Below are 19,033 nucleotides of genomic sequence, written 5' to 3'. Positions count from 1 at the left end.
AGATTGCCAATTGGTAGCATATCTGACCTGACTGCACTTCATGAAAAACCATCTGATACTGATTTTGTCCGGGTACCCGCGCAGATCGCAAATGTGTCTCGTCATTTGTCTGTTACTTCTCAGCCCGGCAATGGCCCAGCAAAAATTGAGCCCCGCACTCCGCCCCGGCTTTGACAAAGCGGAGTACAAGGAGCTTTTCTACATGCACGTGCTCCTGTACGATTCGACTAAAACGGATACAACACGCCCGAAATTTATTACGCCCAAACCGACACAGTTCCAGCAGGTGTATCAGTCGGCGGTGATGGGACTTGATAATAAGTGGGGTTTGTGGCGGAAGAATGCGACAACTGCGGCGATCAATGTGCGGGGTACTACGCAGGAGCCGGTGGGCTGGCTTGAAAACTTTTACGCCGCGATGGTACCTGCCAAAGGAGAGTTGAAACTGAGCAATTCCTTTACATTTCAATACGATCTGGCCGATCACCCGAAAGCGGCTGTACATATTGGCTGGCTGGCAGGAACCGCGTTTCTGGCCAGGGATATTGTTCCGAAAATCGACTCTTCCTATAAAACAGGCACACGTGAATTTCTGATCATGGGCCACAGCCAGGGCGGCGCGATCGCATTTCTGCTTACTTCACATTTATATTCACTTCAAAAACAGGGAAAACTTCCAAAGGATATTCGTTTCAAAACCTATTGCAGCGCGGCTCCGAAGGCGGGCAATACGTACTATGCCTATGAATACGAGCATTTGGTCGACGGAGGCTGGGGCTATACGGTTATCAATGCAGCCGACTGGATCCCCGAAGTTCCGTTCTCGGTGCAAACGCTGGACGATTTTAATGAAACAAATCCTTTTCAGAATATCGACGCGGTGGTGAAAAAGCAGAAGCTGATTGCCAGAATTGCTTTGAAACACGCCTATAAGAAAATGCGGAATCCGAGCATGAAGGCGCAGCGGAACTATATGAAGTATCTTGGAAATTACGCTTCGAAGTCGGTTCAGAAAGTACTCCCTGAATTTCAGCCGCCGGTTTACGCGAAGACCAGCAACTATGTCAGGATCGGGCCAACGATTATGTTAATGCCTGACGCTGAGTATTATAAGAAATTCCCAGACTCAAAGAAAACCATTTTCGTTCACCATCTTACAGAGCCCTATCTCTATTTGATGGATAAATACAAATACTAACTCAGCCTGTATCAATGCGCTTTTTTGCTTTTACTCTAACTTTATTTCTCTATTTTCCAGCGACCGCTCAGTATCAAACCCGCTTTGAGCTAAGTGGCGGGAAGCAAACTCCGACATATCAGGAGGGTATTGCTTTTTATCAAAAGCTGGCTAAAAATTTCCCGCAAATCCAGATCACTGAAAAAGGTCCTACTGACAGCGGACTGCCTCTTCATGTGGTATTGTATTCAAAAAATAAAGAATTTGATATCAGGAAATTAAAAAGTCAGGGCAAGGCTATTTTGCTGATCAACAATGCGATACACGCCGGAGAGTCGGATGGTGTCGACGCGTCGATGTTGCTGCTCAGAGATATTGCTACCAATCCGGGCAAATTTCCTGAACTGGAAAATGTAGTCCTGGCTATTATTCCATTTTACAATATCGGCGGCGCATTGAACCGGAACAGTACCACACGCACCAATCAGGACGGGCCGGAAGAATATGGCTTTCGGGGAAATGCCCGAAATTATGACCTGAACCGGGATTTCATCAAAAGTGATACCCGGAATGCGCGAAGCTTTGCCGCTATTTTTCACGAGCTGGATCCTGATCTTTTTGCCGATACGCACGTGAGCAACGGAGCTGATTATCAATATGTAATGACGCTGGATTATGCGCAGAAAGACAAGCTGGGTGGCCAGCTGGGAACGTTCAACGAGGAAGTTTTTCTGCCTTATATGTACAAGCACCTCAAAGAAGCCGGCTATGAAGCGACGCCTTATGTGAATTCGTGGGGACAAACTCCGGATAAAGGTTTCGTCCAGTTTCCCGATTGGCCGAGGTACTCAACAGGTTACGCGGCCTTGTTTCACACAATCGGAGTTATGACAGAAACTCACATGTTGAAGCCTTATGATCAGCGGGTTAAGTCAACTTATGCATATCTGCACGGAAATATCAAATTCCTGGCTACGAATCGGGAGCAGCTATTGAAACTTCGGAAAGAGACCAAGGAATCGGTGAAAACGCAGGAAAAATTTGCGATTACCTGGCAGGTTAACAAAGAAAAGAATACGCAGATAGAGTTTAAAGGTTACGAACCTGAATATGTGACAAGCGAGGTAAGCGGCGAAAAAAGACTGCGCTACGACCGTACAAAGCCTTTTACCAAAACAATTCCGTTTTACGATACTTACGTGCCGCTCGACGAAGTGACCAAACCAGCGGCTTATATTATCCCACAAGGCTGGCACAATGTGATTGCATTGCTGAAATTGAATAAAGTCGAAATGAAGCAGCTGGACAGGGATACTCAAATGGCTGTTGAGACCTATTATATTGAAAATTATGAGTCGCCGAAAACACCTTTTGAGGGACATAACTGGCACACAAGTGTTTCTCTGAGAAAGGAAAATCAGTCACTTACTTTCAAAAAAGGAGACTGGTATATTCCTGTCAATCAATGGACTAATAGATACATTATCGAAACGCTCGAACCAAAAGCCGTGGATTCGTTTTTCAAATGGAATTTCTTCGATACCATTTTGCAGGCGAAGGAACATTATTCGGGCTATGTGTTTGAAGACCTGGCTGTGGAGTTGCTCAAAAAATCGCCGGAACTCAAAGCAAAACTGGATGCAAAAAGAAAAGCCGAGCCGGAATTCGCAAAAGATGCAAATGCTCAGCTCGACTTTATTTACGATCAATCGGCGTACAGAGAGAAAGAATATCTGCGTTATCCCGTTTTCAGAGTGATGAAATAGCGTTTGTCAAAAGCGAAAACCGAGGCTGAAATTAAATTCGCCCGTGATTTGCAAACCCCTGGTATAAGAAATTCTCGAAGAATACGCTTCCCTGTCAACAAACCTGGAACCGAGCCCTCCATTCAAACCGATCTGGAATTTAGGGGTAACCTGAAAATTCACGTAATTATTTACAATTAACCCCATTCTCGTCATCGTATTGGATCGCCCGCCATTAATATACGTTCCGGTAGTGGGATCGTAAGTGCCGCTATTGTCCCACCTTTCGCCTCTTCCGAAAAACAAGCTGGGCCCAACCGCGTATGTCACTTTTCTTTGGCCAAAAGGATAGATTTTTAGTCCGGGCGACACGTAAAACATGAATGAACCGTTTGTGTCGCTTACATCCATATAGGAGTAGGTTCCCGGAATCGTTATCGTTAACGGTAATAACAAACCGAAATAACCCTTTTTGTCCAATAAGACTTCGTAGCTCACGCCAAATCCCGGCCCGCTATCCAAAGCTTTAAAAGGCGATATATTGATCATATTCCCGCCCAAAGGCTCAGAATCCTGCGGGCTGACGGGTTTTTCCTGTGGGCTCGGGCCTCTCCTCCGGCCGCGGTCGAGCTTGTCGCTGATGAAAACGGTCTGCCCGTTGTCAAATTCAATCCGGGAAACTTCACTTTTAAGGATCACGAAATTGGCACTGCTTTCAGAGTTACTGATTTTGTAAGTGATCCTGTCAATGCCGACTTCTGTCACTTTTCCTTCAACGGTCTTGCCGTCTTTTTTGACGATCACATCCTGGGCGCTGGCGGCAAGAATTCCCAGGGAAAGCAGCAAGGTTAATGTAGCGTTTTTGATCATGGCTGAAATTAGTTGTTCGTTCTTTTCTAAATTTATACAAAGTAGGGAAAACCGATTGATTTTTTTGAATGAACGTTAAAACCCGAAGTTCTGTTATACCGACGGCTATAAGCCGATTAGTATGATCCTGGCCGCAAGTCACAACCCGGCCGCTAAAAAACACAAATGACATTTCAGGAATTAAACCTCATTGAGCCAATTACAAAGGCTCTCAAAGAAGAAGGCTACGACACCCCTACCCCCATTCAGGCAAAAGCAATCCCTATTATTTTAGACCAAAAAGACTTGCTGGGCTGCGCGCAGACCGGTACAGGAAAAACGGCAGCTTTTGCAATACCAATGCTTCAATTGCTTCATAATAAGCCAGTTGGAAATGCGGAAAGACAGCGAATTCGGGCATTGATATTAACTCCCACGCGTGAACTGGCGATCCAGATCGGCGAGAGTTTTGCTGCGTATGGTCGCTATACCGGCTTGAAACACACCGTGGTTTTCGGAGGTGTTGGTCAAAAACCGCAAACTGATGCATTGCGAAAGGGTATTGATATCCTGGTAGCTACGCCTGGTCGATTGCTTGACCTTATTACTCAGGGTTTTATAAAGTTAAATCAGCTTGAATTTTTTGTACTGGATGAAGCCGATCGCATGCTCGACATGGGATTTGTTCACGATGTTAAAAAAGTGATCAAGCTTCTCCCACAGCAAAGGCAGTCGTTATTTTTCTCAGCCACAATGCCGCCGGCAATTGTTGCGCTGGCCAATACGATCCTTATTCAGCCGGTTAAAGTGGAGGTTACCCCGGTTTCTTCTACGGCCGATACGATCAGGCAATCGGTATTCTTTGTTGATAAATCGGATAAAAACAATCTGCTTCTGCACATTTTGAAAGACCAGTCTATCTCGACTGCGCTTGTCTTTACCCGTACCAAACACGGTGCTGATAAAGTTGTAAAAGTGCTGAGAAAAGCGGGCGTTACTTCGGAGGCTATTCATGGTAATAAGTCCCAGAATGCGCGTCAGAATGCATTAAAGAACTTCAAAAGCCAGACTACCAGGGTTTTGGTTGCGACCGATATTGCCGCGAGAGGAATTGATGTAGACGATCTTACGCATGTGATCAACTACGAAATCCCTAACGTACCAGAAACTTATGTGCATAGAATAGGCAGAACGGGCCGGGCGGGAGCGAAAGGAATCGCATTTTCGTTTTGCGACCGGGAGGAGAAACTGTTTTTGCGTGATATCCACAAACTGATCGCCAAAAACATTCCTGTTGAAAGCAATCATCCCTACGCATTATAGAAATAAATGCGCCGCAGTTACTCCGATATTCCTTTATCAGAAGCACTGGAACTACTAAAAGAATCAGGTTCAGTACTCGTTGATGTGCGTGAACCCTGGGAATTTGAGGAGTTTAATGAAGGAGGGATTAATATCCCGCTGGCGGAAATACGCGAAAAACGAACGCTACTAGATAGCTATAATACAATAGTTGTGATTTGCACGAATGGCGTGCGCAGCAAAGTAGCTGCCATGGATTATTGCCGGGTACCGGAATGGTCTGAGAAAAGCATTCTGCACGTTCACGGAGGTATATTAGGAGATTAACTTGCCAGGTTTTACGACCCGGCAGGTAAATCTCCTTCAAATACTTTCACAGCAGGGCCAATCAAATATATGTCGCTGAACCCGGATTCGGAGTTTTTGGAATACGCTACTTCCAGCGATCCGCCGATCGTTTCTACTTTGATCGGACTTTCCCAACCTTTTCTTAAATGAGCTGACAATGCGCAGGCGGTAACGCCTGTTCCGCAACTGTACGTTTCGTCCTCTACACCCCGTTCGTAAGTCCTAACGCTGAGGTGATTATCTTCGATTATTTCTGCAAAATTCACATTGGTGCCGCCTTTCGGACCATAGACAGAACCGTAGCGGATCTCGCTACCGATATTCACGACGTCTACTTCCGTCACATCTTCCACATAGGTCACGTAATGCGGCGAGCCCGTATTCATGAAGTCAAACTCATCGTACCGCTCCAAATCCTTTACACCCGACATTTTCAACCTGACAATATCTCCCTCGACGCTCGCTTTATGCTCCCCGTCGACTGCGATAAATTTGGTTGTGTCAGTAAATAAGCCCAGATCTTTTGCAAACTGGACAACGCAGCGGCCGCCGTTACCGCACATACTGCCTTCTCCCCCATCTGCATTGAAATAGACCATTCTGAAATCGTATCCTTCGGCATTTTGCAACAAGATCAACCCGTCGGCGCCTACCCCAAACCTGCGGTGGCAGATGGAGGCGATGAATTCCTTTGAAACCGGAAATCGTAGGTTTCTATCGTCCACCATCACAAAGTCGTTTCCGGTGCCCTGGTATTTGTAAAAAGGGATTTTCATAGTTCTGTTCTGCGGCTTTTTCCGCCGGTTAAAACCGGCAGTCTATTTAAAAACAAAACCCTGCAAGAAAAAATCACCTGCAGGGTTTTAAATTTTTTTAGAGAAGTTATTACTTCGCTACTTTAAGCTCTTTGATACGAGCAGCTTTACCCTGACGTCCACGCAGATAGAACAAACGTGAGCGACGCACCTTACCGCGACGAATCAATTCGATTTTTGCGATACTTGGTGAAAGAATTGGGAAAACGCGTTCAACAGCTATGCCGTTTGATATTTTACGTACTGTAAAGGTTTCACCACTTGAGTTAAGATTGCGGCGTTGCATCACAGTACCTTGGAACTGCTGTACACGCTCTTTGTTACCTTCACGAATCTTAACGTGTACGTTAATTGTGTCGCCTGATCCAAAATCAGGATACTCGGATTTACGATTTTCAATCGTAGCTTCTACGAGTTTAATAAGTTCACTCATGACGAATGCTTTATAGATTTAAAGTAATAGCTTGTTCTCAGCGGATGGGGTGACGCCCCTTCATTCAAAACAACCCAGGGAAAAACGAGTGCAAAGCTAAGATTATTTACGCTTATCTAAAAGCTTTGAAAAGCATTAATTGTAAATATTCCATGGAGGTTTGCAGGACTGATTCGTGAAAGTCAACCGGTTGGCACAGACATTTAACACACAACCTTAAACAGACGCTATCAGAATTATGAAAATATTGACCTCCGCACAGATCCGGTCGCTCGACCAATACACCATACAAAATGAACCAATATCCTCTCTCGACTTGATGGAACGGGCTTCCAATGCATTTGTGGGTTGGTTTTGTAACCAGTTTGTGAATACGCGCCCGGTTTGTGTTTTCTGCGGAAAAGGAAATAATGGTGGCGACGGACTGGCTATCGCGCGGCTGCTGAGCCAGTTGAGTTACGATGTGCAGGTTGTAGTTGCAGATTATACGCCAAATGCTTCCGACGATTTTACGCAAAACCTTGATCGGCTTAAAACGCATTTGAATCCCGCATTTATAAGCTCAGCTGATCAATTCCCGACACTTTTGTCTCAGGTAGTGTGTATTGATGCATTGCTGGGATCCGGTTTGTCTCGGCCGGCTGATAGTTTGCTTGCCGGCATTATTCAAAAAATCAATGCGCTGCCAAACAAGGTTGTGTCGGTAGATATTGCGAGTGGCTTATATATGGATAAGGCAAATGGGGAAAATGACCCGATTGTCGAGCCAGATCATACAGTGACTTTTCAACTTCCGAAACTACCTTTTTTACTACCTCAAAATGTTCGCTTTACCGGCGAGTGGCATGTTGTGGATATTGGGCTGAGCGGGAAATATATCCAGGAGTTGCCTACACCCTATTGGTTTACAGATAAAAATTCAGCCGAAAAACTTATTCAACCACGTGGCAAATTCTCGCATAAAGGGACTTTCGGTCACGCATTATTGCTCGCGGGCAGTTTTGGTAAAATGGGCGCGGCGGTTTTATCGGGCAAAGCCTGCCTTCGGTCGGGCGTAGGGTTGCTCACGATGCACGCTCCGGTTTGCGGTTATGATATTGTGCAGATCTCAGCGCCGGAAGCAATGGTTTCAATCGACAAAAATGATAAACATATCAGCCAGTTTCCCGACCTGGAACCTTATTCAGCCGTGGGCGTTGGGCCGGGCGTCGGGCAGGAGCCTGTAACGATTGCCTTGCTGGAAGAGTTGTTGGATCAGGTCAAAGTGCCGCTGATCATCGATGCAGATGCATTGAATATCCTTTCCAGCAACAGACATTTGCTTGATAAATTACCTCCCAATACCATTTTAACACCACACCCAAAAGAATTCCAGCGCCTGGCCGGAGAAAGCAGCGATGAATATGAAAGACTGGAACTGGCCAGGGATTTTGCGGGAAAATATCAAGTGATAATTTGCTTAAAAGGCGCAAATACTGCGGTAATCCTCTCAAATAGCGAAGTACATTTCAACTCCACCGGAAACCCGGGAATGGCAACCGGCGGTACCGGCGACGTACTAACCGGCATTATCACCAGCTTATTAGCTCAAAAATACAAACCCGCCGACGCCGCTATTCTTGGCGTTTACCAACACGGCCTGGCCGGAGACCGCGCCGCCGAACGAAACGGGCAAACCGCGCTGATCGCATCGGATGTTGTGGAGAATTTAGGGTGGTAACAGATGACCTAAAAATTTCTAACTTTGAATATAAACGTCACAGCTATGCAACATCTGGAAAGAATCACAATAGACCCGAATATATGTCACGGCAAACCGGTTATAAGAGGAATGCGGTGGCCGGTTGAAGTAATTATGGACATGCTGGGTTCGGGAATGTCAATAGATGAAATCCTTGAAGATCACCCCGAACTGGTCAGGGAAGACATTCTGGCAAGTCTGAACTACGCCAAAATGCTTGTTTCGGGAAGATTGATTAGTCAGGCTGCGTAATGAACTTCATCTGCGACGTGCATATTTCGATCAAACTTGTCAAATATCTGGTTGCACAAGGCCACAATGCGATGCATGTAAACCAGCTTCCGCAGAAATGGCATACTACTGATCAGCAGATATGCAGTTTTGCAGACAGTCAGGGATTGATAGTTATCACAAAAGACGAAGATTTTCGAAACTCATTCTTTTTGAAGAGAACCCCACGAAAATTAATCCGGATTACTTTGGGAAATGTATCGAATGACGACCTCATCGAAATTTTTGCCAAGAATCTGTCAACAATTGCAAAGCTCAACATAGAATTAGCTTTTTACATAGAGCTTGGAGAAGCTCCGGTCATTTATACTTTCTAAATGCGCTCAACTCATTAACTGATAAACCACAAAAGCAGACCCGTACGCCAGTACCATTAAGTACGCCAGCTGGATCAACGGCCATTTCCAACCGTGGGTTTCGCGCTGCACGACTGCGATCGTACTCATACACATCATCGCGAAAACGTAGAACATCAGGAGTGAAAAGCAAACCGCAGGCGTAAACATGGGCTGGCCTGTTTCTGCATTCTTTTCCTGCATCAGCCGTTCCTTCACCGTCGGGACATCTTCCGAATCTCCGCTGATACTATATATAGTTGCCATCGTACCCACAAAAACTTCCCGCGCAGCGAAAGATGCCAGCAATGCAATACCGATTTTCCAGTCGTATCCCAAAGGCCGGATCGCCGGCTCAATGAAGCGGCCGAAATGTCCCGCGTAAGAATGTTCCCGGCGGGCTGAAGACACTGCCGCGTCGATCTGCTCCTGAGGCGCGTTCTGCATTTTGGCAATGGTTTGCTGTTCAGCAACTTCCATCCGATCGCCGGGACCGTAGCTGGCCAGTACCCAGAGGACAATAGAAATTGCCATAATTACTTTCCCCGCCTCGATCACGAAAGATTTTACACTATCATACATCGTGAAAGCGACGTGGCCCCAGCGCGGCAATTTATAGGAAGGCATTTCCAGCATAAAATAACTCGTCTCCTTTCTTGGAATAAAAAGAGAAAGCAGCCAGGCCGAAAACAGCGCGCCTATTAAACCCAATGCATATAACCCAAGTAAAACCAGCCCCTGCAAATTAAGGAAACCAAAAACGGTCGTTGAAGGAATGACAAGCGCGATCAGGATGGTGTAAATAGGAAGCCGGGCCGAGCAGCTCATTAAAGGTGTAACCAGGATTGTGAGCAACCTTTCATATCTGCTCGTAATACTCCGTGTGGTCATAATCGCCGGCACCGCACAGGCTGCACCGGATATCAACGGAACAACACTTCTTCCGTTCAATCCAAATGGGCGCATTAGTTTGTCCATAATCACCATTACCCGCGCCATGTAGCCGGATTCCTCCAACAGGGATACCAATGCAAAAAGTATCGCAATCGGCGGGATAAACACGATAATACCTGCAATACCAGCCAATATCCCATCGGTAATAAGATCATTCAAAACTCCCTCAGGCAATGCAGCTTTTGTCCATTCGATTACCTGCGCAATCCCCGCGTCTAGCATATCACTCGGATAAGTAGCCCACGCGAAAATGGCCTGAAAAACGATGACCAATACAATTAAAAAGCACACATAACCCCAGAACGGATGTAGCAGGAAACTATCCAGCTTCCTCGTCCAGTAAGGTTGCTCGGTCGGGCCCTGTGATTTAACAGCTTTGGAAACAATAGGTTTGATTTTTTCGTAGCGAGCAATTGTTTCAGTCGCGAGAAAGTTATTTTCGTCAAAACCATATTTCTCGATCAGCTTGTCGAGCCGCGTCCGTGCGGGTTGTTCCAGGAAGGAAAAGTTATCGTGCTGACAAACATATTGAAGCGCGACATAATCATTGTCAAGCTGATATATCTCCCGAACTTCTCCTATCAGATTCACTTCGCTTTCCTTCGGCTCATAAAAATTGGCAAGAACCGGCTGCTCCTCTTTCTGGTAAACTTGCTGAACTGCCTCTTTCAGCTTATCAACACCTTTCCCGGTACGCGCATTGATATTCACGACGGGCACCTGCAATTGCATGGCGAGCTGCACTGCATTCACAGTCAGCTTCATACTTTCCGCCACGTCCAGCATATTCAAGGCGACTACCGACGGTATCCCCAGGTCGCGGATCTCTGTGAAGAGCAATAAATTTCTTTGAAGATTCGACGCGTCGATCACGACGATCACCACGTCCGGGAAATCGGGATGTTTGGGATTCGCCAGGATATCCATGACGATCGCCTCGTCCTTGGATTTGGGGTAAATGCTGTAAAGTCCGGGAAGATCAACGAGAATGACATTTTTGTCCGCGAGTCCGTCAGTGGCAGCTATGCGGAAAGTCCCGGATTTTTTGGAAACAGTAACCCCCGGAAAGTTGCCTGTTTTCTGACGTAAACCGGTTAATGCATTAAACAATGTCGATTTGCCGGCATTCGGGTTACCTACCAGCGCAACTTTTATATTTCCTTGTTTCAATGGAGAATTTAATAAACAACTTGTAAATCTACTCTAACACAATCACGGATGCCTCATTCAGGCGCAGAGACAAGCTATACTGACCACTCACACTAATGCAAATCGGATCGCCCAGCGGAGCAATTGCGTCAAGCCGCACCTCCGAGCCGGGAAGACAACCCATTTCCAGCAACTTCAACGACAATGCACTATCTGTAAAGGATTTTATAATTCCTGTCTCTCCCTTACGAAGCTGCGATACCGTTTTCAGTTGCATTTATTCTTATTTAGATTCATTTTATTTAAACCACAAATTAAGCACTATCCGCCCGGAATTCAAATATTTCAGGCTGGAATATGCCGCGTTTCTGCGTCTGATCACCCAAAATCATGATCGTTTTATTATTTCCCTCGGCCTTTATGTCGTATTTTTGCAGTTTGAAACAGGGAATCTTTTATCAGGATTTTAATTGAAAAAAGCTGCCCGCTGATACCCGATTGCGAGATTTGAACGAGATCAAAACCCTTATCTGGAAAGAAGTAACGCTGGAATGGCGGCAGAAATATGCACTCAGCGGCATGTTGCTGTACGTGGTCAGTACCGTTTTCGTGGCTTATCTCAGTTTTAGTCTCCGCAGAAACCAGCTCACTCCAATCGTCTGGAATACCCTTTTCTGGATCATTATTCTCTTCACGGCAGTGAATGCGGTTGCAAAAAGCTTTTCGCAGGAACGTTACGGTCGACTGATCTACTATTATAGCCTTTGCAGTCCGCAGGCAATTATCATTTCCAAGATCATCTACAACTCACTCATTATGTTGACGTTGTCGGGTATTGGATTTGGGATTTACTCGCTCGTAATGGGAAATCCGGTCGGGGATATCGGTCTTTACCTGCTCAGTATCCTGCTCGCTGCGATTGGATTTGCGTCAGTATTGACATTGGTAGCAGGCATTGCTTCCAAAGCTGACAACAGTGCGACTTTAATGGCCGTACTCAGTTTCCCACTTATCCTGCCCATGCTTTTGATGACAATCAAGCTGGCAAAAAATGCGCTCGACGGACTTGACTGGTCGGTCAGCACGGATGAAATCACCACACTATTATCTATTGATCTCATAGTAATAACGCTCAGCTACCTGCTTTTTCCTTATTTATGGAGAAGTTGATTTTTCGCGGTCAGCGGGGTTAAAATTTTAGTAAAAAGACTCAAAATGAGAAAGATCTGGTGGAAAATCCTTTGTATCGTAATCATATTCTATGTGATCTTGATGGGATTAATGGGCGAGGTACCGCATCTGGCGATCATCAACGAAAGCATCCGCAATACCTACTATCACGTGGCGCTCTGGTTGGCAATGACTACCCTATTATTTGCGTCTATGGTTTTTTCAGTCCGGTATCTGATCAAAGGGCGGATCAACGACGATGATATTGCGAGTGAACTGGCTAAATCTGCAATCTTTTTTGGAATCCTTGGTTGCCTAACCGGCTCTATCTGGGCCAATTACACCTGGGGTGATCCCTGGCCAAACGATCCGAAACTGAACGGCGCCGCGGTCGGAATACTGATTTATCTGGCTTACCTGTTATTGAGAAGCTCTTTTGAAGACGAGCAGCGCAAGGCCCGGATCTCGTCGGTTTACAACATTTTCGCATTCGCGGTATTTATCCCGATCATTTACATTCTTCCTCGCCTCACCGATTCGCTGCACCCTGGTAGCGGCGGCAACAGCACTTTCGGATCTTATGATTTCGACAATAGTATTCGCCGGGTTTTTTATCCGGCCGTGATCGGTTACATATTGCTGGGATTGTGGCTGGCCGAGCTGCGGATCCGGATGAAACGCATTAACCGGGTAAGGGAAGAAATTACGGATTCAGCCCGTCCGGTTACGCATTAAGGCTATTTTAAAATTTTATAAACATTTCAAATCAAAATTTCGTTAAGATTTTGAGCAATTCAAGAATTACCATGAAACGCATCTTTCCCCTCCTGCTGACCCTGCTTCTTATTACTGATCAATTGTTTGCGCAAGCTTCGGAACAAGCGGTTCCAATGGCCGACAAATTGCGTGAAGATGGTAAGATCTGGGTCGTGGTGGCTGTGATTGCGGTCGTTTTTGCGGGAATAGCAGTCAATATGCTGCGTATCGATACTAAGCTTAGGAAAATTGAAAAGGAATTAAATATCAAGTAGTATAACCGATGAAAAAGATACAGATTTTCGGGCTTATCATTATAGCCGTCGCAATAGGAATTATTGTCTCAACTGCCGGGGACGCAAGCACTTATGTCGATTTTACCAAAGCCAAAACAATGGCCCAGGATGGTGACGATGAAAGCATTCACGTGGTAGGAAAACTGAAAAAAGATGCAGTGGGCCAGATTTTGGAAATGGAATATCAGCCCGAAATAGATCCAAACCTCTTCGTTTTTACATTGGTAGATAATAATAATGTAGAGCAGCGGGTAGTTTATAAAAACTCAAAACCGCAGGATTTCGACAAATCAGAACAGGTGGTTGTGGTTGGAAAAATGAAAGACGGAACATTCTCAGCCGAGAAAATCCTAATGAAATGCCCGTCCAAATATGAGAACGGGAAAATGGAAACCACTGAACATACTGCTGCAAAATCATGATCCACAGTACAATAGGAAGTGCAGGTCACCTGCTGGTTATTGTCGCATTTGTCAGTGCGCTCTTTGCAACTTTCGCTTATTTTAAATCTGGCACTTCTTCTGCTACTATTGAAGAAACGCTGACGTGGAAACGATTTGCACGTATGATATTCTATGTGCACGTTGCGGCGGTTGTCGGTGTGGTATTCTCGCTTTACTGGATCATTGGTAACCATTATTTTGAATACCATTACGCCTGGAAAAACTCTTCGCTTTCACTACCAACCGGCTATACCATTTCCAGTTTCTGGCAGGATCAGGAAGGTAGTTTCCTGCTTTGGATCTTCTGGAACGTAGTTTTGGGCTGTATTCTGATATTCTCAAACAGATCGTGGGAAGCGCCAGTAATGACCGTTTTTGCATTGGTACAGGCATTTCTTACTTCCATGATCCTGGGTGTTGTGATTCCCGGACTTGACGTGAAGATCGGCTCTACGCCATTTCTGCTGCTTAAAGAAGTAATGCCGGATCTGCCTGTTTACAAAATGGATCCCAATTTTATTCCCAAAGACGGAAATGGATTGAATCCGTTGTTGCAGAACTACTGGATGGTGATTCACCCTCCTACCCTGTTCCTCGGCTTTGCTTCTACACTGATCCCATTCTCCTTCGCTATTGCCGGACTCTGGACCAAGAAAATCCAGGATTGGGTGCGCCCGGCATTGCCCTGGGCACTCTTTTCAGCATTGGTTTTAGGAGTTGGTATTTTAATGGGCGCTTACTGGGCTTACGAAACGCTCAACTTCGGTAGCTACTGGAACTGGGATCCCGTGGAAAATTCGTCTATCGTTCCCTGGATCGTATTGGTGGCGGCTGTGCACACGATGATCATCGCGAGAAGAAATGCGACTGCATTGAAAACTTCTTTCATACTGACGATTGCCACATTTATCCTGATTCTCTATTCCACATTCATGACGAGAAGCGGGGTATTGGGAAATGCATCGGTTCACTCTTTTACCGATTTGGGTTTATCCGGCCAGCTGCTGATCTATCTGCTCACATTCACCATCGTGTCCATCGGACTATTAATCTACCGCTGGAAATCGCTGCCAAGTGACGAAGAAGAAGTTTCCACTTACTCACAGGAATTCTGGATATTTATTGGAGCGACTCTCTTGTGTTTGTCTGGTTTTCAAATACTTGCAACCACTTCAATCCCGGTTTACAACAAGATAGCGGAAGCGTTTGGTACGGTACTGAATATGGCATTACCCGCCGATCAGATCGCGCATTATAACAAATTCCAGCTCTGGTTCTTCTCGCTGATAATCGCATTAACGGGTATCGGACAGTTTTTCTGGTGGAAACGAACCGGAAAAGGGAATTTGCAGGCGCTCTATAACCCATTACTGATCGCACTTTTGATCAGTGCGGCGGTAATCACTTTCAAGGGTGTTAAAGACATTCAATATATCGTTCTGCTCACAACTGCCATTTTCGCGATCGTTGCAAACGGCACTATTCTGCTCAATATCATCAGAGGTAACTACGGATTGTCCGGCGGCGCGATTACGCACATTGGTGTAGCATTAATGCTTGTCGGTATCCTCTTTTCTTCTGCCTATACAAGGGTTGTTTCGATTAATAACTCGGGTTTAATGATCTCCCGGAGTGAAGAATTTACGAGCAACGATAATAAGGAAAACAAGGAAAATATTACGCTCTGGCTCAATAAGGCAGAAAAAATGGGCGACTATATGCTCACCTGGCGCGATGTCCGCGTAGAGCCGCGCCACATTCCGGGCTACATTCCCAAAAGTTGGGTTGATATCGTTGAAGGCGATTTCCACGCTGTTGCATTACGCGACATTGAAGTCGACGGCAAGAAATATAATTCGAAGGGCGATACGATCGAGATTTTCCCTGAAAACTTCTACTATGAAATCGAATACCGCGAGCCTTCCGGCAGGATATTCACCCTATTCCCCCGCGTACAAATCAACCCACGCATGGGCGGCATTGTTTCATCGCCGGATATCCAGCGCAAGGTTGATAAGGATTTGTATACCTACGTTTCGATGGTTACCAACCCCACTGCCGAGCCAGTTTGGAGCCAGACTGAGAACTTTACCGTCAATCTTCGCGATACTTTCTTTGTAAATGATTATGTCGCGATCCTCGATAACGTGGTCAGGACTGAGGAAGTGGAAGGTGTGACATTAGGTCAAGGCGACGCGGCAGTAAAAGCGATCGTCCGCATTCTGGATAAAGACAAAGAATTTGTGATCACACCTTCGTTTGTAATCCGTGACAGAATGGTAGCCCGCAAGCCCGAGACCAGCAATGAACTGGGTATGCGTTTGCAGTTCCAGGAAATCAATCCGCAAACCGGTCAGTTTACTTTCGGCGTAAATACCACCCAGCGTGATTTTATCGTCATGAAAGCCACCGAAAAACCGCTCATTAATATCCTTTGGCTCGGTACATTCGTACTAGTGATCGGCTTTGTGATGGCGACGATCCGGAGGTTTAAAGATTTCATTAAAATGAGAAACAGGGAATCGGCTTCGGCTGCTACACCCAAGACGAAATCGAAAGTGGTTACGGCCTGAGATTAGATATATGATAAAAAAAGGGTTCAGTGATATGCTGAACCCTTTTTTTATGCCCTGAGTGCAAAATAGAAACGCACCCAAAAGCTTCTGTATGTATCTTTACGTGAAAATGTACTATTTTCAATAATCCACTCATATATGGTTACTGAACTGATTAAATCGCCTTTGGGCCGACTGCGGATCATCGCATTTATAGAAGGAATCTCCTATCTAGTGCTATTAGGCATTGCTATGCCATTGAAATATTTTGCTGGTCTCCCTCAGGCCGTAAAAACGGTCGGTATGGCGCATGGAGTGCTATTTGTCATGTTCGTGATCCTGCTTATCCAGGTGGCAATAGAAAGAGAATGGTCGTTTAAAAAATCCTTTTTATCATTTTTATCATCTATCATTCCCTTCGGGACATTTTACGCTGATGCCAAGTGGTTCAGAGAATAGCTTGCCCCCAACATTCCTAAATCCTAAACCTGAAAAGTGCTAACCAAAGCTAACCTAACCTGCCTTTTTTTCTGTTTAATCGTATTCAAAAGCGTTGCTCAGAAACCCAACGAAAATTACCAGTACCACATTCACTCCGCTGTATCCGATCTGAAAGTCGACGGTGTCGCCGACGACCTCGCGTGGTCGTCGGCAGAAACTGCCAACAATTTTTTCATGATCACGCCGATGGATACCAGCTATTCCAGGGCGCAAACGGATGTGAAGATGTGCTACGACAAAGACAATCTCTACATTCTGGTAATCAACTACAAGCCCGTAAAAGGCTCAATCGTGGTGGAATCGCTGAAAAGGGATTTTTCTTTTGGTAAAAATGACAACTTCCTGTTGTTCATGGATACATTCGACGATCGTACCAACGGATTCTCATTTGGTGCCAATGCAGCCGGCGCACCCTGGGATGGACAGCAGGGCGACGGCGGAACGGTGGACCTCAGCTGGGATAATAAGTGGGTCAGCGCAGTAAAAAACGACGATGATAAATGGGTTTGGGAAGCTGCAATACCTTTCAAAAGTATTCGGTACAAACCTGGTATCACGCGCTGGGGTATCAATTTCAGCCGGCAGGATCTTACTATCTCTGAAAAATCGGCCTGGGCGCCGGTACCCCGGCAATTTCCTTCTGCCTCGCTTGCCTACACAGGCGTGCTGGTTTGGGATACGCCGCCACCCAATCCGGGACCTAATATTTCAGTTATTCCCTACGCAGCCACGCGTTTGACGAAAGATTACCAAACCGACTCACGTCCTAATTACAAGCCCGCAATAGGCGGTGACGTAAAAATCGGCCTTACACCTTCCTTGAACCTCGATTTGACCGTCAACCCCGATTTTTCACAGGTAGACGTAGACGTGCAGCAAACTAATCTCGACCGTTTCGAGCTCTTCTTCCCGGAGCGCAGGCAGTTCTTTCTCGAAAACGCCGACCTATTTGCCAACTTCGGTTACGCCAGTATCCGGCCGTTCTTCTCGCGGCGCATTGGTTTGGGCGTTCCTATTCAGTTTGGCGCGCGGGTGAGTGGAAAGATCAACAAGAATTGGCGCGTGGGGCTCCTCGACGTGCAAACCGGCTCAAACGATACCCTTACCCCGCATAACAACTATGCAGTACTTGCGTTGCAGCGCCAGGTGCTCGCGAGATCCAATGTAAGGTTCATTTTTGTGAACAAAGACGCGACTAATTTTGCTGCTGAACAGCATGTCGGTACAAATCGCTACAATAGAAACGTGGGCGCGGAGTTTAACCTCGCAAGTGCCAAAAACCTTTGGACTGGTAAGGTAATGGTCCTCAAATCGTTCACGCCGGGAAAATCAGGTAACGATTTCACGCACGCGGCCGATTTAAAATTCAACAAGGCCAACTTTTTCTGGCAGTGGCAGCACGAATATGTGGGTGCAAATTATAATGCAGAAGTAGGTTACGTGCCCAATGCAGTGCGAATGGGATACTATAAGATCAGCCCGAATGTCGGTTATCTGTTTTTTATAAAATCCCCCAAAATCATTAGCCACGGCCCGAAACTGGTCAGCAATGTGTATTGGGATAAGAAATTTAATGTCAGCGACAAAGAATTTACGCTTTCCTATAATATCAATTTTATCAACCGCGCGACGATTTCTGTGTGGGGTGGAAGTTACAACATCCGCTTACTACGCCCGTTTGACCCGACTAACCTGGGCAGCTTCACGTTACCAACCGGCGGTATTCACAATTGGAAAGCAACCGGATTTGATATCGTTTCAGGGCCGCAAAACCGGCTTACATTCCTGACATCGGGCATATTTGGTGGCTATTATCAAAACGGGCACCGGAACAACCTGCGCGCGGAGATCGGTTACCGCGTGCAACCTTACGTAGCAATTACGATGGCAGGAAATTATAACGATATCCGTCTGCCGGAACCCTGGAATCGGACGCAGCTCTGGCTCGTTGGGCCTCGTGTTGATGTGACATTTACCAACAAACTGTTTTTCACCACATTCATGCAATACAACAATCAAGCTGATAATATCAACCTGAATGCGCGTCTGCAATGGAGATACAAGCCCGCTTCCGATTTATTTATCGTTTACACGGACAACTACCTGCCTGAAAATTTCCGTGTTAAAAACCGGGCTGTGGTGCTAAAACTCACCTATTGGTGGAATTGGTAGG

Annotated in this window: 18 protein-coding genes and 1 pseudogene; 14 read left to right on the top strand and 5 right to left on the bottom strand. The window is 45.9% G+C overall.

Going from position 1 to position 19,033, the window contains the following annotated elements:
- The first annotated feature begins 40 nt into the window (after positions 1–40).
- Both LZG94_RS03300 and LZG94_RS03295 read left to right on the top strand, forming a co-directional pair.
- A complete protein-coding gene (locus LZG94_RS03300; protein ID WP_233790514.1) occupies positions 41–1,198 on the top strand; it encodes a lipase family protein in 1,158 nt (385 codons plus the stop codon).
- 14 nt (positions 1,199–1,212) lie between these two features.
- Positions 1,213–2,943 carry a M14 family metallopeptidase gene (locus tag LZG94_RS03295; protein WP_233790513.1) on the top strand — a complete coding sequence of 577 codons (1,731 nt, stop codon included), beginning with the start codon at positions 1,213–1,215 and terminating at the stop codon, positions 2,941–2,943.
- Between the two features lie 6 nt (positions 2,944–2,949).
- Here the strand turns inward: LZG94_RS03295 and LZG94_RS03290 are convergent, their stop codons facing one another.
- Positions 2,950–3,792: a hypothetical protein gene (locus LZG94_RS03290; RefSeq protein WP_233790512.1), complete on the bottom strand. Its 843-nt coding sequence runs from the start codon at positions 3,790–3,792 to the stop codon at positions 2,950–2,952.
- A 165-nt stretch (positions 3,793–3,957) separates the two neighbouring features.
- Between LZG94_RS03290 and LZG94_RS03285 the strand changes: the two are divergent.
- Positions 3,958–5,091: pseudogene (locus tag LZG94_RS03285) on the top strand (DEAD/DEAH box helicase); the annotation flags it as partial.
- A gap of 9 nt (positions 5,092–5,100) precedes the next feature.
- Positions 5,101–5,400, top strand: a complete 300-nt coding sequence (locus tag LZG94_RS03280) for a rhodanese-like domain-containing protein (protein WP_233790511.1) — start codon at positions 5,101–5,103, stop codon at positions 5,398–5,400.
- Positions 5,401–5,411: 11 nt separating this feature from the next.
- On the opposite strand, the gene dapF is transcribed toward LZG94_RS03280, so the two are convergent.
- Positions 5,412–6,197 carry a diaminopimelate epimerase gene (gene dapF / locus LZG94_RS03275; protein WP_233790510.1) on the bottom strand — a complete coding sequence of 262 codons (786 nt, stop codon included), beginning with the start codon at positions 6,195–6,197 and terminating at the stop codon, positions 5,412–5,414.
- A 109-nt stretch (positions 6,198–6,306) separates the two neighbouring features.
- Positions 6,307–6,669 carry a 50S ribosomal protein L19 gene (gene rplS, locus LZG94_RS03270; RefSeq protein WP_215233555.1) on the bottom strand — a complete coding sequence of 121 codons (363 nt, stop codon included), beginning with the start codon at positions 6,667–6,669 and terminating at the stop codon, positions 6,307–6,309.
- A 238-nt stretch (positions 6,670–6,907) separates the two neighbouring features.
- On the opposite strand from rplS, the gene LZG94_RS03265 reads away from it, so the two are divergent.
- The 3 genes from LZG94_RS03265 to LZG94_RS03255 are packed head-to-tail and all read left to right on the top strand — an operon-like array spanning position 6,908 to position 9,018.
- Positions 6,908–8,389 carry an NAD(P)H-hydrate dehydratase gene (locus LZG94_RS03265; RefSeq protein WP_233790509.1) on the top strand — a complete coding sequence of 494 codons (1,482 nt, stop codon included), beginning with the start codon at positions 6,908–6,910 and terminating at the stop codon, positions 8,387–8,389.
- A gap of 45 nt (positions 8,390–8,434) precedes the next feature.
- Positions 8,435–8,662 carry a DUF433 domain-containing protein gene (locus LZG94_RS03260; protein WP_233790508.1) on the top strand — a complete coding sequence of 76 codons (228 nt, stop codon included), beginning with the start codon at positions 8,435–8,437 and terminating at the stop codon, positions 8,660–8,662.
- On the top strand, positions 8,662–9,018 hold the full coding sequence (locus LZG94_RS03255) for a DUF5615 family PIN-like protein (protein ID WP_233790507.1): 357 nt from the start codon (positions 8,662–8,664) through the stop codon (positions 9,016–9,018). Before LZG94_RS03260 ends, LZG94_RS03255 begins: the two co-directional genes overlap by 1 nt.
- Before the next feature lie 6 nt (positions 9,019–9,024).
- On the opposite strand, the gene feoB is transcribed toward LZG94_RS03255, so the two are convergent.
- Entirely contained in the window at positions 9,025–11,160 is a 2,136-nt protein-coding gene (gene feoB, locus LZG94_RS03250) for a ferrous iron transport protein B (protein ID WP_233790506.1), read from the bottom strand.
- A 28-nt stretch (positions 11,161–11,188) separates the two neighbouring features.
- Positions 11,189–11,416: a FeoA domain-containing protein gene (locus tag LZG94_RS03245; RefSeq protein WP_215233560.1), complete on the bottom strand. Its 228-nt coding sequence runs from the start codon at positions 11,414–11,416 to the stop codon at positions 11,189–11,191.
- 221 nt (positions 11,417–11,637) lie between these two features.
- Between LZG94_RS03245 and LZG94_RS03240 the strand changes: the two genes are divergently transcribed.
- The 7 genes from LZG94_RS03240 (at position 11,638) to LZG94_RS03210 (ending at position 19,032) form a co-directional block, all read left to right on the top strand.
- Complete coding sequence (locus tag LZG94_RS03240) at positions 11,638–12,309, top strand: heme exporter protein CcmB (protein ID WP_406566165.1); 672 nt, start codon at positions 11,638–11,640, stop codon at positions 12,307–12,309.
- A gap of 45 nt (positions 12,310–12,354) precedes the next feature.
- Positions 12,355–13,044: a cytochrome c biogenesis protein CcsA gene (ccsA, locus tag LZG94_RS03235; protein WP_233790505.1), complete on the top strand. Its 690-nt coding sequence runs from the start codon at positions 12,355–12,357 to the stop codon at positions 13,042–13,044.
- Positions 13,045–13,115: 71 nt separating this feature from the next.
- Positions 13,116–13,340: a CcmD family protein gene (locus LZG94_RS03230; protein WP_233790504.1), complete on the top strand. Its 225-nt coding sequence runs from the start codon at positions 13,116–13,118 to the stop codon at positions 13,338–13,340.
- An 8-nt stretch (positions 13,341–13,348) separates the two neighbouring features.
- Positions 13,349–13,783, top strand: a complete 435-nt coding sequence (locus tag LZG94_RS03225; RefSeq protein ID WP_215233564.1) for a cytochrome c maturation protein CcmE — start codon at positions 13,349–13,351, stop codon at positions 13,781–13,783.
- Positions 13,780–16,377, top strand: a complete 2,598-nt coding sequence (gene ccsA / locus LZG94_RS03220; RefSeq protein WP_233790503.1) for a cytochrome c biogenesis protein CcsA — start codon at positions 13,780–13,782, stop codon at positions 16,375–16,377. The genes LZG94_RS03225 and ccsA (LZG94_RS03220) overlap by 4 nt, the downstream gene beginning before the upstream one ends.
- 141 nt (positions 16,378–16,518) lie before the next feature.
- Entirely contained in the window at positions 16,519–16,818 is a 300-nt protein-coding gene (locus LZG94_RS03215) for a DUF3817 domain-containing protein (RefSeq protein WP_215233566.1), read from the top strand.
- Between the two features lie 36 nt (positions 16,819–16,854).
- Positions 16,855–19,032, top strand: coding sequence for a DUF5916 domain-containing protein (locus LZG94_RS03210; RefSeq protein WP_233790502.1), 2,178 nt, complete (start codon positions 16,855–16,857; stop codon positions 19,030–19,032).
- The last annotated feature ends 1 nt before the right edge of the window (position 19,033 follow it).

Origin of the sequence: Dyadobacter sp. CY343, assembly GCF_021390335.1 — a bacterium.
Lineage (GTDB): Bacteria > Bacteroidota > Bacteroidia > Cytophagales > Spirosomataceae > Dyadobacter.
The sequence above is the reverse complement of the archived record's forward strand: the minus strand, read 5'-3'. Positions and strand labels throughout refer to the sequence as shown.